Consider the following 16,571-nt stretch of genomic DNA (forward strand, 5'->3'; position numbering starts at 1 on the left):
ACGATCATGGACTGGATCGACGTGCTTCAAAGAATCCAGGCTGGGGAAGACGCTCAGACCGAATTAGGCCGCTTTCGGTCATTTGGCGATAAGGATTGGCAAGAGGCCGTTTGCGCCTTCGCGAATACGGAAGGCGGACTCGTCGTCCTCGGCGTCACCGACGACCGAGCTATCGACGGCGTGCCGCTGGATCCGCAGCAGGTGCAGGAGCGCCTCAGCAATGCCCTGCACAACAGCTTCAACGCTGCGATTCAGGCCCGGCTGGGGTGCCACCAAGACCCAAACGGATGGGTCCACTGGATCGAGGTCGCTCGTGTCCGTGGCCCCGAGCCGCTCCGGCACAAGGGTCGCGTGCTTGTACGCGGGAATCGCGGCAACCGCGAACCATCGGCGACCGAGTTGCAGGAGTTATACAACACTTTTGGCCTGGTCTTTACCGAGGAGCGTGTGATCCCGGGCACCAGCACTGGTGACATCGACGCCGGGGCGTTCCGGGCTTACATGCAGCGCAGGGGCGTGGATCTGGATGGAGAATATCTGCCGTTAGAGGTAGACCTGTTCAACCGTGAGATCCTTGACCGCGACTTCAACGGTGACTTACGGGCGACCCTGTTCGGCCTGATGTGCTTTGGCAAGGCACCTCAGCAATGCGCCCCGACGCGCAACCTCTGGGTCGATTGCGTCGCTTACGCCGGCATTGACCGGGGTGACGATGTCATGCTCGCCGGTGAGGGGCGTGGTCGATTGGATGAGCAGGTCGCACACGCCGAGGCTTGGCTCAAAGCCCTTGGGCGCCATGAGCGCTATGCCGGGATGCAGCGCGCGGATCTCTGGCCGGTACCGCTGCCCGCATTCCGGGAGTGCGTCGTCAACGCTGTGGCGCATCGAGACTACGCTATTCTCGGTTCGCGGATACTGGTGGAGCTTTTCGACGACCGACTCGTCGTCACCAGTCCGGGCGCCTTGCCGAACCACAAGCGACCCGAGTCGGTACTCGCTGGCGGCACACCGCGCTCCCGTAATGAAGCGATGGCGAGCTTCCTGTTCGATCTTGGCCTGATGGAACAGCGCGGCAGTGGTTATCCGCGTATGACGCGCGCGATGCGGCAATTCAATGGCACTGCGCCCAACCTGGAGCAGGATCGCGAAGAACGCTGGGTTCGGGTGACACTGTGGCGGACACCGCCGGAAACGGTCGCATAGACAGCACGGATGCGCCTCATGACATCCCTTATACAAAGCCATTCTTCGTTTTCAATCAACACTAATCAAGCACGACAGAAATGATCGTTACACTGAAATAATGGCTCAGGTAGCGGAGAATAATCGCTCGCCAAAGTGATGGCGTCATTTTGGCGCCAATGCTATTGTTTCATCTATATTGATCAACCATGGGGCCTTTTCAGTGCTCTCCAGCGAACCAAAACAATCCACTCGAATCGGTGCCCGTTTGCCGCCCGATGTCTTACGGACGCTGCATTGCGCTGCTGACCTCACCGGTGCCACACTCAGTCAGTTCCTCGTACAGGCCGCGCTCAAGGAGGCTCAAGTGGTCATTGAGCACGAACAGCGTTTGCGCTTATCGCCGCGAGATACTGAACGTCTGCTGGATTTGCTTGAACATCCACCATTGCCAAACTCGGCACTCGCCGCCGCCCAAAGCCGTTACGAGACACTGAAGCGCAATGCTGATTCAGCCTCTGACTGGCCAGCATGACCGGCGCGCTTTCGATTGCGGACGTTCCGAACTCAATGACTGGCTGGTCAAGATCGCTCGCCAGCATCAGGACAAAGGCTTGTCGAAAACCTCTGTCGTAGTTCAAGAGACAGCCCCGAGTGTAAGCCTCGGCTATTACGCGCTGACTCTCACCGAAGTGGATACCAGCGCCCTGCCCGAAGGTTGCGCCAAACGACTGCCGCGCATCATTCCTGGCGTTCGCTTGGCCGTCTGGCCGTAAGCCATTCACATCGAGGCAAGGGACTTGGCGAGCTGATGCTCATGAACGCGATTGAGCGTGTGCGTGCCGTTCGCGTTCATGCCGGCGCGGTTGGACTCTTTCCCGATGCCATCGACGACCATGCCAGTGGCTTCTATAAGTGCCACGGAGTTAAAGACAGATCATGGACACCAACCCAGCCGCACTCTGCCCCGGCTGCTTCCAGTCCAAAGGGCATGCGAACCCCTGCCCGCACTGCGGCTTTGACGAGACCGCCCCGCGCCCGGTGCAAGCGCTGCCCGTGCGCACATTGCTCCATGACCAGTTCATCGTCGGTCGCGTGCTCGGCAAGCCGGGCGGCTTTGGCATCACCTACCTGGCCTGGGACCGGCTGCTTGAAGCCACCGTCGCCATTAAGGAATACCTGCCGCGCGAACTGGTGGTGCGCGCCCAAGACAGCTGCACCCTGCATCCGCACAGCAGCGACGAAACCAACCTGTTCCGCTACGGCCTGGAGCAATTCCTCGCCGAGGCGCGCACGCTTGCCAAGCTCGACCATCCCAATCTGGTGCGGGTGCGCCATTTCTTCGAGGCCAACGGTACCGCCTATCTGGTCATGGACTTCTACCAGGGCTGCTCGCTCACCGAGCATTTGGCACGCCTACCCGACAGTCGCATGAGCGAGCCAGACGCGCTCGCGCTAATGCAGCCAATCCTCGACGGCCTGCGCGCGGTTCATGCCAAGGGCTTCCTGCATCGCGACATCAAGCCGCAGAACATCTACCTGGCCCAGACCGAAACCGGCGGCGTGCGCCCGATTCTGCTCGACTTTGGCACCGCGCGGCAGGCGATGGGGGAACACTCGCGATCATTGTCGGTGATCATCAGTCCGGGCTATGCGCCTTTTGAGCAATACCATCGCAAAGGTCAGCAAGGGCCAGCGACGGACATCTATGGCGCCGCAGCCGTGCTGTACCGGATGCTGACAGGCGCGGCACCACCGGAAGCAACAGAGCGCATGGCGAGCGATGAATTGCACCCAGCGGCGGAGTTTGGCGTGAGTCCGCCGGTTAGCGCGGCGCTGACTCAGGCGCTGCACATGCAAATGGACGCGCGGCCAGTATCAGTCGAGGCTTTTCAGCAGATGCTCCAGCCGTCGGTTGCGCTTGCCAAGGATAAGCCGCCAGCCCCACCGAGCGGCGAGCAACAGCGACAGGGGCAAGTAGAAGACCAACACCAGAAACGACAACCCCAGGCTGCGCCAAAGCCACCGCCTGCCGGACGTCGCCTGCCCTTGATTGGCGTCGCAGTCCTCATCAGTCTTCTAGTGGGCGCCCTCGGTGTTCTCATCGCCATCACCATGACTTCGCCACCCTCCTCTACACCATCTCCACCCAAGTTGGCACAGCGTTACCAAGATCATGGCGACGGTACCCTGACCGATCTCAGCACCGGCTTGCAGTGGATGCGCTGTAGCCTTGGGCAGAACTGGACCGAAGCGACCTGTGCTGGATCGGCAGACGAGATGACCTGGGATTCAATCATGCCAAACGGACAACAGAAGACTTGGCCCGAATTTGCCAGTTTCAGCGATTGGCGGGTCCCGGCAATCGATGAACTGAAGACGCTTATCGACTGTTCGAGCGGTCAACCCGATGATTGGAAGGTCACGGATAGCGCTTGCGACGGCAATGATATCCAACCGACAATTAACTCCGAAGCCTTTCCTGACACGCCATCCACCTCCTTCTGGTCAGCCTCGCCAAGCGCCCCCGACTCGGCCTACGCATGGAGTATCAGCTTCAGCAGTGGCAACGTCGGCAATTACCATAAGACCTATGGCTTTGCCGTGCGGTTATTACGCGGCGGACACTGAATTTGTTTCTTTCATCCAGCTCGAAGGATGGAGCGAGCGAGTGCTGGATGCCAAAGCGCTGGGAGAGGTGTTCAGTGATGCGGGGTAACCTATGACCAAACCACGCATCGACTTGCGCACCGCAGCGGCACTGGTATTGGCGCTGACAGCACTCAGCACCCTGCTCACCAGCACGCCGCTGCGCGCCAGCGACGACGCCACCCGCGCGCACATGGATGCGGCAACGCTGCGGGTGCTGTGCCTGAGCGAAGATGGCACGGAGCTCGGCACTGGATCAGGCTTCGTCATTGGCGATGGTCGTCACGTCGTCACCAATTGGCATGTGGTCGACTGCACTGCCGCGGCGGGACAGGCTGCGGTACTGATCTCTGCAACCGAGCGTGACGAGCGCGACCCTGCCAGCGAGCCGGTGGTCGGGGTCCGGGTCGTCAGCTCGGATACGAATCGCGATCTGGCCATTCTGGCACTGGATCGACCACTGCGCCGCCCGGCGGTCACCTTTGCGAGTGCGGCCACCGTGCGCAAGCTCGACCCGGTCGTCGCCTATGGATTTCCTGGTGTGGCCGACCGCGAAGACGCCGGCGATCTGGCCGATCCGAGTGCGACCACTGGCGTCGTCAGTCGCATCGACCCGGCGGCACCGGGTGCCGATCTGCCTCGGCTGATCCAGCTCGACGCCGCCATCAATCCCGGCAACTCCGGCGGGCCGCTGTTCGACGCCGCTGGCCGCGTGATCGGCATCAACACCATGAAGGCACTGACGGAGGTCGCCACCACCGACCCGGATTCCGATGGCACGCCGGTGCGGGTGCCGCTCGGCGAGGGCATCGGCTGGGCCGTGGTCAGCGATGAACTGCTGCCCTATCTAGATCGTCTCGGGATCCCTTATCGGGTGGAATCCACCCGGCCAGAGGCCGCTGGCCATGCCCTATCCGGCGGCGTCTGGCTGACCATCGCCGCGCTGGCGCTGGGCCTGATGGTCTTGACCCTGCTTGCCCGCCGCGCTCGCTCTGCCACCCCGAGCACCGCCGTCCGCCAGTCGAGCGTACGCGCTCCGCAGCCCGCCGCAGCGCCAGCACAAACGCCGCCCGGACAGGCGCAACTGCACGGCCTCGCCGGCCCCTATGCCGGCGTCAAGATTCCGCTCGGTGCCGAGCCTCTTGCCATCGGCCGCGATCCGGCCATGGCGAAACTGGTGATTCCACCCACTTTTGGTCGAGTCAGTAAACGCCATGCGCTGATCAGCTATGATCGCCCGACACGCCAGTTTCGGGTCGAGGACTGCTGGTCCTCCCACGGCACCTTTGTGAATGGCGAGCCGCTGCCGCCCGGTGGTTCGACCACCCTGGCGCCGGGCGGCCGCGTCGATCTGGCAACGGCTGAGGTCGCTTTCGAGGTACTTTTGACATGACCACCCTAACCTTTCGCACCGCCCAGTTAAGCGTCGCCGGCGGGCGCACTCTGAATGAGGACGCACTGGGGCAAGGCGAAGGCATCTGGGTGCTGGCCGATGGTCTCGGCGGTCACGGTGGCGGCGAGATCGCCTCGCGCCTTGCCGTCAACGCGGTTCTTGCCACCACCCAGGTCGCCAGCACCGGTCTGCCCGATCTGACCGAGATTATCGCCGCTGCCCACCAGGCCCTGGTCGATGGTCAGCAAGAGGCCGCGCGTCTGGTCGCCATGCGCACCACTCTGGTGCTGTTGTGCAGCGATGGCCGCAACGCCCGCTGGGCGCATGTCGGCGACAGTCGGCTGTATGGCTTTCGCGCCGGGCACCTGTGGGTGCAGACCGCCGATCACAGCGTGCCCCAGGTGCTGGCACTGGCCGGGGAGATTACACTGGAGCAGATCCGTGGTCACGCGGATCGCAACCGCCTGCTGCGCTGTCTGGGACAGGAGCGCCCACCCAAGCCAGCGCTGTCCGAGGCCACAGTCGCGCTGCAACCGGGCGATGTCTTTCTGCTGTGCAGCGATGGCTTCTGGGAATGGGTCGATGAGGAAGAAATGCAGCAGACGCTGGCCGAGACCAGCGAGCCAACGGCCTGGCTTGAAAGCCTGGAGCAGCGCCTGCTTGAGCGCGCCGAACCCGGCCATGACAACTACAGCGCCATGGCCATTTTCGTCGACGGATCGCCGACCTGATGCTCAAGCGCCGCAGCCGCGAGATTTCGATTTTCAACCTATCGATGCTCGATGTGTTCGCGAGCGCGATGGCAGCCTTTCTGATCATCATGATCATTCTGCTGCCCTACTACGAGCGCGACGCCATCGCCGATCAATCCCGCATCGCCGAATTGCAGCAGGCACTGGATGCCACCCAGGCCGAGCTGGCGAGTGCCGAGGCGGCGCGAGAAGCCGCTGAGGCGGAGACCCAGAGCGCACGCGCCGAGGCCGAGCGCCAACGGCAGCAGGCTGAGAGCCTGGTCAGCCGGCTGGCGCGCACCTTTCTGGTGCTCTATATCCGCTGGAACACGCTCGACGATATCGATCTGCATGTGATCGACCCCAGCGGCGCTGAGTTCTATTTCGAGCACAAAACCCGCCCCGGGCGCCCCGGAGAGCTGAGCGAGGATACGATTAATGGACCTGGCAACGAGGTCTGGGAAGTGCGCGATGCCCCGCCGGGCCGCTACCAGATCTTCGCCCAGCTCTACAAAGACAAGGATGCTCGCAAGCCGGCTGTCGTGCAGGGCCGCGTCTTTCATCGCGACGGAAGCAACGCCTTTCCGACCGTGCGGCTCAACCGCACGAGTGAGTCCGCGCTCATCACGACCATCCAGGTCGATGCCGACGGTAATGTGATGTTGCGCTAAGATACTCGAGCAAGACATTTGCACTTTCCCTTGGGGGACCAACAGCATGCCTATGAAGCCTTGCGGAAAGGGACATTTCTATGACGACAGCGCGCACTCGACCTGCCCTTACTGCGGCGTCGATTTGAACATCGGTGCGACCGTTGGCGTCTCCGAATCGGTGGCGCAGCATGTTGAGATGGAGGCTTCGGTAACCCGCGCTGCCGGTCGCGCCGGGGCGCCGCCGCAGCGCGACGACGGCGTCACCCGCTACGTCTGGTCTGAGAAACTTGGTGGCATCGATCCGGTTGTCGGCTGGCTGGTGTGCATCGCGGGGCCGGACAAGGGGCGGGATTTTCGTATCCATAGTGAGCGCAATTTCATCGGGCGTGCACCAACCATGGATATCGCCATTGCCAGCGATGCCAGCATCAGTCGCGAGAATCATGCCGTGATCAGCTACAACCCGAAGAAGAACCGCTTCAGCCTCGCGCCCGGCGACAGCCGTGGACTGGTGTATCTGAACGATGACGAAGTCCTCGCCGCCGAGGTGCTGACGGCCTATGACCAGATCGAGCTGGGCGCGAGCAAATTGCTGTTCGTGCCCTTCTGCGGCGAGCCCTTCCGCTGGTCGGATGGGGACTAAGGTCAGCACGCCTTGGCCGCGCTCACCACCAAGATCCACATCGGTCGCGATCCGCGCTGCGAGATCGCGCTCAACCATCATACTGTCAGCAGCCAGCATGCCGAGCTGAGCTTTCTGGGCGACGGCAAACTGCTGCTCACCGACTGCCGCAGCCGCAACGGCACCTTTCTGATCGCGGCGAACGGCCAGCGTCAACGCCTGCATCAGGCTCTGGTCTCGCCCATGGACCAGGTTGATTTCGGCGAGGCACGCCTGCGGGTGCGCGAGATTCTCGAAGCCTGGCGGCTCAAGTCACCAGCCACCGCGCCCAAGGCCGAAGCCGCAGACGGGTCAGCGCCAGAGGCGCGGCCCGCGCCCGGCGAGTCGCTGGAACGCTGTCACTGCGGCGCCATCAAGGTCGTGGATGGCACTTGCCCCGCCTGTGGCCAATGACTGAGCCGACACCTCTGCCCGCCGCCGCCAGCCGCGTCCCGCCGGCCTGGCTGGTGCGCGTCCTGGCGCTGCTGTGCGCCCTGGTGTTCATTGCCCTGCCGAGCTTGCTGTTGCCTGCCGGCGACCCGGTCGCGGTTTTGCTCCTCGACCATCACGCGCTGCCGCCGCCCAATTCGCCTTTCGTCTATCCCTTCACCATCCAGAATCTAATGCACCTGCTGCTGTTCGCCGGCTTTGGCGAGCTGTTCGTGCGCTGGCGTGTGCTGCGCGATGAATCCGCCCTGCTCGCCGCGCATCTGCTGCCCGAAGACCCGCGCGTGGTGCTGCAAAGCCACGACCTGCCAGCGATTCGCGCGCGCGTTGCCGGTCGCCACGATGGCGAACAGGGCGTGCTGCCGGGGCTGATCGACCTGTGCATCCTGCAATTCCAGTCGAGCCGCTCGGTCGATCAAGTGGTCAGTGTGCTCAACTCCAGCCTGGAGTTGATCGCCCACCGGGTTGATCTGTGCTACGCCATGCTGCGTTATCTGGTCTGGGTCATTCCCACCATCGGTTTCATCGGCACCGTGATCGGCATCGCGCTGGCGCTGAATCTGATCGATCCCAGCGCCGGCACGCAGCCCTTGGGCGAAATCGCCAAGGCACTGGGCGTAAGCTTCTACACAACGCTGGTTGCCCTGATCGAAAGCGCCATCCTGGTGCTGCTCCTCAATCTGGTGCAAACGCGCGAGGAGCGGATAATCAACCAAGCCGGCCACTATACGCTGGTCAATCTGGTCAACCGGCTTTACGCGGGGTGATGACGCGGGCGGTTTTGCGACTTGCCTAACGTCTGCGAAAACACGGCCAAGAAAGTGGGCAGCGACAGAAGCGCACAACGTAGCGTCGCCGAGCGCATCGGCCAGGCGTTCGTTGCTTGCCGCAAATGATGGACGAAAATCACCTTTGACGGCATCTCTGCCATAATGCGCCAAGCTCCATAGCCAGCTGCTACCCATGCCAAAATCTCGCAAGTCACCAGGCCCAGTTGCGCGATCAGCTCTCTCGCAGGCGTCAAAGGTCGCTGCGAAAGGTCCGCTGGTGGTGGCGGGCCAGCTCTGGCTTCAGATTGATGAGATTGCTTTTCTTGGCGAGGAGCGGATCGCGCTGCTGGAGCAGATCGACGCCTGCGGCTCCATCACCCGCGCAGCTCAGGCGGTCGGGATCAGCTACAAGGCCGCCTGGGATGCGGTCGATGCGATGAATACTCTCGCCCCTTCGGCCGTGGTGGTGACCGCCACCGGGGGGCGCGGTGGGGGCGGTACCCGCCTGACTGATGAAGGCCATCGCCTGATTGCCGCCTTCCGCACCATCGCCGCAGAGTATCGCCGCTTTCTCGCTGACGTGAATGCGGCGCTCGACGATGCCGGAGTCGACCTGAATCTGCTGCGGCGATTGTCCCTTCACAGCAGCGCGCGCAATCAGTTTTTTGGCCGCGTGGTCGCGGTCAGCGCGCGCATGGTAGATGCAGAAGTTGAATTCGAGCTGCCGGGCGATCACCGCCTGCGCGCGGGCATCACCAACGAAAGTGTCGAGTCCCTTGGCCTGCGCCCGGGGCGCGAGGTGTGGGCGCTAGTCAAGGCGGTGGCCGTGGCCATTGAGCATCCCTCAGCGCCGACACCGGCCGGCTTCAATCGGCTCTGTGGTGAGGTAGAGCGCATTACCCGCAGCGACGGCCCCGCCGAGGTGGTTCTTGCCCTCGCTGGTGGCGTCCGGGTAAGCGGCGTTATTGCGGCTGAACAGCTAGCGCAGCACGGCATCCGCGAAGGCGAAGTGGCCTGCGCGCTATTCTCCGGCACCAGTGTGATCGTCGGCATCAGCGACTGAGGCATTGACCAGCGCCTTACTGTGAAACAGCCGCTTCATCCTCAGGGGTGGTATCGCACCATCAACGTTAGCGCCCGGTTCAGTCGCAGGCGCCGCACCATCCCTGTGCAGCCTGAAGCTTTCGCAAGCAATTTCGCTATATTTTAGTGCATATAGCGTAATCAGGTTGGCACGCCCAGCACCACCAAGGGTGCCTTGATCAGGGCGGTGGCCTCAACGCCTTCCGCCAGCCCTAGTTCATCGCAGGCATCGTGGGTGATACTGGCCCGCACCTGCTCGCCAGAGGCCAGGGCAAGGGTCACCTCGGCATGCACCGGCCCTTTTTTGAGCGCGATGACCTTTCCGGGGAGACGGTTACGCGCTGACAGACGCATGCCGGTGTCATCGGTCATCACCAGCACTGAGGACGCCTTGAACAGTGCGACCACCTCTGTTTCAGGCTGAATACCTAAGGATTGGACGCTCTCCCTGGTAACGATGGCGACAATTTCCTGACCACCGCCCAGGACCAGCCGAACCTCGGCATTGACGGCACCAAGGGTAACCGCGACGACTTTGCCGCGAAGTTGGTTGCGTGCACTAATTTTCATGGGATTTTCCTCATGCAGTTGGAAATAACATCGCACCCGCCACGCGCGTGACGGGCACTTGAGAGCGGGCACAAGCGATTGTCGTTATACCCTAATATAATAACGTATGACTCTTAACTGAGCGAATTTTGGCACGTTATATGCTGAAGCCTTCACCGGAGTCACTCAATCAAGCACCCTATTGCCAGACAGGGGCTCTTTTCTCGGTGGCGACCGATCAAAACCGAGCCAGCATGGTACCGGTTTCGCCATTTCTTTTGTATATTGCGATGTAAGCATTTTAACCCAACAATGAGGCTCTTTCCGATGAATCCATTCCAACTGTCTTCTGCGCCCCGAACGCCGGCGGCTCTCATCCTGACCCTGTTTACTGGTCTGACGCCCCTTGCAGCCAACGCGGACGAGGCCCAGATCGCCGTCGCGGCCAATTTCACTGCGCCGATGAAGGCAATCATTGCAAGCTTTGAGGAAGACACCGACCACACCGTCAAGGCATCCTATGGCTCGACCGGCAAGCTTTATGCTCAGATCAAGAACGGCGCCCCTTTTGAGGCCCTGCTTGCGGCCGATCAGAAGCGCCCGAAACTGCTGGAGGAAGAGGACAAGCTGGGCGTGCCCGGTACGCGCTTCACCTATGCCATCGGCACCCTGGTGCTGTGGTCCGCCGACGCGGATAAGGTCGAGGACGGCCCGGCGCTGTTGAAGTCTGGCGACTTTAACAAGCTGTCGATCGCCAACCCCAAGCTGGCACCCTATGGCGAGGCATCCATTGAGACTCTGGAGGCACTCGACCTGAAAGACACCATCGAGCCCAAGTTCGTGATGGGTGAGAACATCGCCCAGACCTATCAGTTTGTCGACACCGGCAATGCGGACATTGGCTTTGTCGCTCTGTCGCAGGTTATGGAAGGCGGGAAAATCATCAAGGGCTCGGGCTGGGTGGTGCCCAGTGAGATGCACGCACCAATCCGCCAGGATGCGCTCATTCTCGAGTCTGGCAAAGACAACCCGGCAGTGACGGAACTCTTCAGCTATCTCAAGGGCGAGAAGGCGAAGGCGATCATTCACGACTTCGGCTACGAAACCGATTGAGCCTGAGCGCGAACGAGGACGGGGCCTAGTGCCCCATCCTCGAACACTCATCCACGACCACGCAACACACGAAAATCGCAACGATGTTCCTGACAGAAACTGATATCGAGGCGATTGCCCTCACCCTGCGCCTGGCCACGGTCACCACACTGATCCTATTCGCCCTCGGCACCCCCATCGCCTGGTGGCTGGCACGGACCCGCTCGCGCTGGAAAGGACCGATTGGCGCCGTGGTCGCCCTGCCGCTGGTGCTGCCACCCTCGGTGCTAGGCTTTTACCTGCTGGTGGCCATGGGGCCGAACGGGCCGGTGGGGCGGCTGACTGAAGCTTTCGGCATCGGACTGCTACCCTTTACCTTCTGGGGCTTGGTGGCGGGTTCCGTGTTCTACTCCCTGCCCTTCATGGTGCAACCGGTGCAGAACGCCTTCGAGAGCATCGGCGACCGCCCGCTGGAAGCAGCAGCCACCCTGCGCGCCGCGCCCCTGGATCGCTTCTTCAGCGTGGCGCTGCCGCTGTCGCTGCCAGGCTTTGTCACCGCCGGCATTCTCACCTTTGCCCACACCGTCGGTGAGTTTGGCGTGGTGCTGATGATCGGCGGGAACATTCCGGGGGTGACCCGAGTCGCCTCGGTGCAGATTTACGATTATGTCGAGGCGCTGGAATACGGCAACGCGCACCGACTGGCCGCAGTCCTGTTGGTATTCTCTTTCTTGGTTCTCTTGGCCCTGTATACGTGGAAACCGAGCGGGAAGAAGCAATGAGCAATCCCCAAGCAAACACAAAAACCGCAGGAGCCACAACCGGACTGCTGCCGCTGATTGAGGCGCGTTTCCGGGTCAACTGGCCTGGCTTCACAATGGAGTTGGACGAACGGCTGCCAGCACGCGGCGTCACCGCGCTCTTTGGCCATTCCGGCTCCGGCAAGACCACACTGCTACGCTGCATCGCCGGTTTGGAGCGGGCTGCCGAGGGCGAGCTACGCTTTAACGGCCAGGTTTGGCAGGATGCTCGCACCTGGGTGCCAACCCATCAACGGCCCATTGGCTACGTCTTTCAAGAGGCGAGCCTGTTCCCACATTTGAGCGTGCTCGGCAATCTGCGCTATGGCCAGAAGCGCAGCCGCGCGCGCGAGCAGGCCCAGCATGTGCCAGATTCAGGGGATGCTCGGTCGGCTGCCTTCTGCCTGGATCATGCCATCGAGTTGCTCGGCATCGGCCATCTGCTCGACCGGCGCCCGGCGGCACTCTCCGGCGGCGAGCGGCAGCGAGTCGGCATGGCGCGCGCGCTGGCGGTCAATCCGCGCCTGCTGCTGATGGACGAGCCGCTTGCGGCGCTTGATCTCAAACGCAAGCAGGAGATTCTGCCCTATCTGGAGCGCCTGCATGATGATCTGGAGATCCCGGTGCTCTATGTCAGCCACTCGCCCGACGAGGTCGCGCGACTGGCCGATCATCTGGTGGTGATGGACGCCGGTCGCGTGCTGGCTAGCGGCCCGCTAAACGACACCCTGGCGCGGCTCGATCTGCCGATTCGCCTGGGCGAGGACGCCGGAGTGGTGCTCGATGGCCAGGTGGCCGAGCGCGACGAGCGCTGGCATCTGCTGCGAGTCGCCTGCTGTCAGACCAGCCTGTGGGTGCGCGATACCGGCGCGGCGGTTGGCGATCATGCGCGCATTCGCATCCTGGCGCGAGATGTCAGCATCACTCATGCCCCGCAGCCCGAGACCAGCATTTTGAACACCCTGCCCGCGCGCGTCATTTCCCTAGGCGATGACGCCCATCCGGCACTGGCGCTGGTGAAGCTCGATCTGTCCGGCTCACCGCTACTGGCGCGCGTCACCCAGCGCTCAGCGGAGCAACTGGGGCTCAAGCCCGCCATGGATGTCTGGATTCAAATCAAGGCGGTGGCTTTGCTTTAGCCTGAAACCGCAACGTCATCCGCCGGGGTGGTGCCATACTTTTAAGAGTTAGTCGCTTGTCCGCTGCAACTCAGGCGTATAGTCGTGCGTCTGGGCTTGCAAGCTCGTCGAGTTTGCTGCGTAATCCGGATAATTTCGCCACGCAACAATTGACCGATCCTGCCTCCCCGCCTAATCTAATGAGGCTCTCCCGTTCTGGCGCCCCGCTGCGCCGGCCGGCCCTCGACACCATGGCATTCCGGCGACTATGAAAGATATCGAGATTACCCGCCCCCTAGAACTCGACAGATCGCAGACTGTCGCTCTCGATACGCATTCTTTTTTAAATATCCTGAATGTGCTGAATCTGGAGCTTTCGGACCTGGCCGAAATGTGCGATCTGGAAAGCGCGCTTGAGGGCGATATCAACCGAATTTTCCAACTGGCCGATGAGATGTCGAACCCTGATACCGCCTATGCGCGAATTGCCGGGCTTGATCAGGACATCGCGGCCATCGAGCGAAAATTGGACGAGCAACTGGCCACCCGGCCCGAAGCGCGCGACTCGGCCAAGGTGCGCGAGGCGCGCGAGAATCTGGAGTCGATTTTCTCGGTGCTGCGCAAGCGCGTTGCCGATCTTCAGGCGCGTATTGACGACCTGACGTCCTGGCGGGAGTTTGAAATTGCACGGATGATCGAGGACTTTCAAAAAGTGTTTGGCGCTATCGAGAAAAATAGCAAGGGGCGTTTTCGTATCATCGATAACATCGCCGCACAGGAGTCCCAAGACTATTACGTCGATTTCAAAGTGCACAGCTCCGAGGACCCGTTAATCCGCATGCCGGCGGTGCTGATCGATGTGGTGCGAGACCTGCTTGCCAATGCACGCAAATACACGTCACCCGGTGGCCGCATCAATGCCGGCGTGTGGAGCGATGACAGCCGGCTGTGCATTAGCGTGGAGGACTCCGGCCGGGGGATTCCCGAGGATGAAATTGAATCAGTCATCGACTACGGCCAGCGCGCCTCCAATGTGCAAGATCGCCGCACCATGGGCGGCGGCCTCGGGCTAACCAAGGCCTATTTTATTTGCAAGCAACTCGGCGGGCGGTTTTGGATTCGCTCGGAGTTGGATCGAGGTACGCGAATTCGGATGATGATTCCAAAGATTGCCGGGGAAGTCAGCGACTGCTCGGAGCCTTTAGATACTGCGGCAGATTAAGGTTGCGCTTGCAGCGGTGAATTGATTCACCCCAAAATCAGCCCTGATGCGCCTCCTAAGTCGCTTCCTCAATCGCGGCTGAAGCCGCTCCCACCAGAGTTTGGCTGATGACTGATGCCGAGACGCCCTGCCCCCCTGCGGGCGATTTTTTCAACCTCTACCACCAAGGACTGGTGCGCGTAGCCGTCTGCGTGCCTGAGGTGGTCGTCGCCGACCCATCGACCAATGCCCGCGCCACTCTGCGCCTCGCCCAGCAGGCGGCTAAATCAGGCGCCTTGGTGGCCCTATTCCCCGAACTTGGGCTCTCGGCCTACAGCAACGAAGATCTCTTCCAGCAGCAGGCGCTGCTCGATGCCAGCCTGGCGGCCCTGGATGAGGTGCGCCTGGCCAGCCGGGAGTTTGCCACCCTGCTGGCGGTTGGCCTGCCGCTGGCAGTCGACGGCCGACTGTTCAATACCGCCGTGCTGGTGCACCAGGGCCGGCTGCTGGGCGCGGCGCCAAAAAGCTATCTGCCAAATTTTCGTGAGTTCTACGAAAAACGCCAGTTCAGCCCAGCGCGCGACGCATTGAGTCGAGAGATTTCTCTGCTCGGAGAGACCATCCCCTTCGGCAACGATTTACTGTTCGAGGCACGCAATCTGCCCGGCTGCGTGCTGCACATGGAGCTGTGCGAGGATCTGTGGACGCCCATTCCACCCAGCACCCATGCCGCCCTGGCAGGCGCCACCCTGCTGTTGAACCTCTCCGCCAGCAACATCACCATTGGCAAGGCCGCCGAGCGCAATGCCCTGTGCGCGGCTCAGTCTGGCAAGTGCCTGGCGGCTTATCTTTACTCTGCCGCTGGGCCGGGCGAGTCGAGCACAGATCTCGCCTGGGACGGCCATGCGGTGATCTACGAAAACGGCCAGTTATTAGCTGAGTCTGAGCGCTTCGCGCCCAGCGAGCAAATAATTCTGGCCGATATCGATCTCGATCTGCTCATTGGCGAGCGCCGCCGGCGCACCAGCTTTGGCGACGCAGCCGCCGCCGAGAGCGAACACCTGCGCGGGATGCGGCGGATTGGTTTCGCACCTGGGCTACCCGGCGGCGACCTGGGGCTCAGGCGCCGCGTCGAGCGCTTTCCTTTTGTGCCGGCCGATAGCCGCACACGCGATGCCTATTGCTACGAGGCCTACAACATTCAGGTACAGGCCCTGGCCAAACGGCTGGCTGCCACGAGCATCGAGCGACTGGTGATCGGCGTCTCCGGCGGACTGGATTCCACCCAGGCACTGCTGGTGGCCGCGCGCACCATGGACCGGCTCGGGCTGCCGCGCACCAATGTGCTGGCCTACACCCTGCCCGGCTTTGCCACCGGCGAGTCTACCCGCGTCAATGCCTGGACGCTGATGCGCGCACTCGGCGTGACTGCGGCAGAAATCGACATCCGCCCCTCCTGCCTGCAAATGCTCCAAGACCTCGGCCATCCTTTTGCCGACGGGCAGCCGGTGCATGATGTCACCTTCGAGAACGTGCAGGCCGGAGAGCGCACCTCGCATCTGTTCCGGCTAGCAAATCATCATCAGGCATTGGTGCTCGGCACCGGAGATCTGTCGGAAATCGCGCTGGGCTGGTCCACCTATGGCGTGGGCGATCAGATGTCGCATTACAATGTAAACGCATCGGTCAGCAAGACACTGATTCAATACCTGATCCGTTGGTTGATTGCCAGCAATCAATTCGATGATGCCACCAATGCAGTCCTGCAGCGCATTCTCGACACAGAAATCTCACCCGAGCTAGTGCCACCCGATGCGCAGGGCCATATTCAAAGCACCCAGGACATCATCGGCCCCTATGAACTTCAGGACTTTCACCTCTATTACATCAGCCGCTATGGTCTGCGCCCGAGCAAGGTAGCTTTTTTGGCCTGGCATGCCTGGCATGATCGCGCGCACGGCCCTTGGCCGGATGGCATGAGACCCGAGGATCAGCAAGAGTATGATCTAAGCAGCATTCGCCGCTGGCTTGAGGTCTTTGTCCGGCGCTTTTTCGGTGGCAGTCAATTCAAGCGCAGCTGCATGCCTAATGGGCCAAAAGTCAGCTCCGGCGGATCACTGTCGCCGCGCGGGGACTGGCGCGCGCCAAGCGATGCGGTGGCGGCGGTGTGGCTGGATGAGTTGCGGCAAAATGTGCCAAATATCACTTCGGCGGAAAAGTAAGAGCGAATTCATTCGCCCCT

17 protein-coding genes and 1 pseudogene are annotated in these 16,571 nt (G+C 61.8%); 17 read left to right on the plus strand and 1 reads right to left on the minus strand.

Annotation, left to right across the window (positions count from 1 at the left end; genetic code table 11):
* The first annotated feature begins 6 nt into the window (after positions 1-6).
* The 12 genes and pseudogenes from Thiofri_RS13160 (at position 7) to Thiofri_RS13215 (ending at position 9,549) form a co-directional block, all read left to right on the plus strand.
* Entirely contained in the window at positions 7-1,203 is a 1,197-nt protein-coding gene (locus Thiofri_RS13160; RefSeq protein WP_009149781.1) for an ATP-binding protein, read from the plus strand.
* A 202-nt stretch (positions 1,204-1,405) separates the two neighbouring features.
* Positions 1,406-1,717, plus strand: a complete 312-nt coding sequence (locus Thiofri_RS13165; protein ID WP_040857156.1) for a type II toxin-antitoxin system TacA family antitoxin — start codon at positions 1,406-1,408, stop codon at positions 1,715-1,717.
* Entirely contained in the window at positions 1,686-1,958 is a 273-nt protein-coding gene (locus Thiofri_RS13170; RefSeq protein WP_051023891.1) for a hypothetical protein, read from the plus strand. The genes Thiofri_RS13165 and Thiofri_RS13170 overlap by 32 nt, the downstream gene beginning before the upstream one ends.
* Positions 1,901-2,044 (plus strand): annotated as a pseudogene (locus Thiofri_RS24790) (GNAT family N-acetyltransferase); the annotation flags it as partial. The gene Thiofri_RS13170 and the pseudogene Thiofri_RS24790, both read left to right, overlap by 58 nt.
* Positions 2,045-2,121: 77 nt before the next feature.
* Positions 2,122-3,813, plus strand: a complete 1,692-nt coding sequence (locus Thiofri_RS13180) for a protein kinase domain-containing protein (RefSeq protein ID WP_009149784.1) — start codon at positions 2,122-2,124, stop codon at positions 3,811-3,813.
* Positions 3,814-3,904: 91 nt separating this feature from the next.
* The gene (locus tag Thiofri_RS13185; RefSeq protein ID WP_323705225.1) at positions 3,905-5,224 is read left to right on the plus strand and encodes a trypsin-like peptidase domain-containing protein; all 1,320 of its coding nucleotides are present in this window, start codon (positions 3,905-3,907) and stop codon (positions 5,222-5,224) included.
* Complete coding sequence (locus tag Thiofri_RS13190) at positions 5,221-5,955, plus strand: PP2C family protein-serine/threonine phosphatase (RefSeq protein WP_323705226.1); 735 nt, start codon at positions 5,221-5,223, stop codon at positions 5,953-5,955. The genes Thiofri_RS13185 and Thiofri_RS13190 overlap by 4 nt, the downstream gene beginning before the upstream one ends.
* Positions 5,955-6,626, plus strand: coding sequence for a YfaP family protein (locus Thiofri_RS13195; RefSeq protein ID WP_009147275.1), 672 nt, complete (start codon positions 5,955-5,957; stop codon positions 6,624-6,626). Before Thiofri_RS13190 ends, Thiofri_RS13195 begins: the two co-directional genes overlap by 1 nt.
* A 46-nt stretch (positions 6,627-6,672) precedes the next feature.
* Positions 6,673-7,251 (plus strand): FHA domain-containing protein, encoded by a 579-nt coding sequence (locus tag Thiofri_RS13200; protein WP_009147274.1) that lies wholly within the window; start codon positions 6,673-6,675, stop codon positions 7,249-7,251.
* A 12-nt stretch (positions 7,252-7,263) separates the two neighbouring features.
* Positions 7,264-7,683: an FHA domain-containing protein gene (locus tag Thiofri_RS13205; RefSeq protein ID WP_323705227.1), complete on the plus strand. Its 420-nt coding sequence runs from the start codon at positions 7,264-7,266 to the stop codon at positions 7,681-7,683.
* A complete protein-coding gene (locus Thiofri_RS13210) occupies positions 7,680-8,483 on the plus strand; it encodes a MotA/TolQ/ExbB proton channel family protein (protein WP_009147273.1) in 804 nt (267 codons plus the stop codon). Before Thiofri_RS13205 ends, Thiofri_RS13210 begins: the two co-directional genes overlap by 4 nt.
* Positions 8,484-8,679: 196 nt before the next feature.
* Entirely contained in the window at positions 8,680-9,549 is an 870-nt protein-coding gene (locus Thiofri_RS13215) for a TOBE domain-containing protein (RefSeq protein ID WP_009147272.1), read from the plus strand.
* 161 nt (positions 9,550-9,710) lie between these two features.
* Here Thiofri_RS13215 and Thiofri_RS13220 read toward each other — a convergent pair whose 3' ends face one another.
* Positions 9,711-10,139, minus strand: coding sequence for a TOBE domain-containing protein (locus tag Thiofri_RS13220; RefSeq protein WP_009147271.1), 429 nt, complete (start codon positions 10,137-10,139; stop codon positions 9,711-9,713).
* Between the two features lie 306 nt (positions 10,140-10,445).
* Here Thiofri_RS13220 and modA point away from each other — a divergent pair, with 306 nt between their 5' ends.
* From modA to Thiofri_RS13245, 5 genes are all read left to right on the plus strand, one after another.
* A complete protein-coding gene (gene modA, locus Thiofri_RS13225) occupies positions 10,446-11,231 on the plus strand; it encodes a molybdate ABC transporter substrate-binding protein (RefSeq protein ID WP_009147270.1) in 786 nt (261 codons plus the stop codon).
* An 83-nt stretch (positions 11,232-11,314) separates the two neighbouring features.
* Positions 11,315-11,992, plus strand: coding sequence for a molybdate ABC transporter permease subunit (modB, locus tag Thiofri_RS13230; RefSeq protein WP_009147269.1), 678 nt, complete (start codon positions 11,315-11,317; stop codon positions 11,990-11,992).
* Positions 11,989-13,149, plus strand: coding sequence for a molybdenum ABC transporter ATP-binding protein (gene modC, locus Thiofri_RS13235; protein ID WP_009147268.1), 1,161 nt, complete (start codon positions 11,989-11,991; stop codon positions 13,147-13,149). Before modB ends, modC begins: the two co-directional genes overlap by 4 nt.
* 247 nt (positions 13,150-13,396) lie before the next feature.
* A complete protein-coding gene (locus Thiofri_RS13240) occupies positions 13,397-14,350 on the plus strand; it encodes an ATP-binding protein (protein ID WP_009147267.1) in 954 nt (317 codons plus the stop codon).
* A gap of 107 nt (positions 14,351-14,457) precedes the next feature.
* Positions 14,458-16,551, plus strand: a complete 2,094-nt coding sequence (locus Thiofri_RS13245) for an NAD(+) synthase (RefSeq protein ID WP_009147266.1) — start codon at positions 14,458-14,460, stop codon at positions 16,549-16,551.
* Positions 16,552-16,571 lie beyond the last annotated feature (20 nt).

Origin of the sequence: Thiorhodovibrio frisius (genome assembly GCF_033954835.1) — a bacterium.
GTDB classification, from domain to species: Bacteria; Pseudomonadota; Gammaproteobacteria; order Chromatiales; family Chromatiaceae; genus Thiorhodovibrio; species Thiorhodovibrio frisius.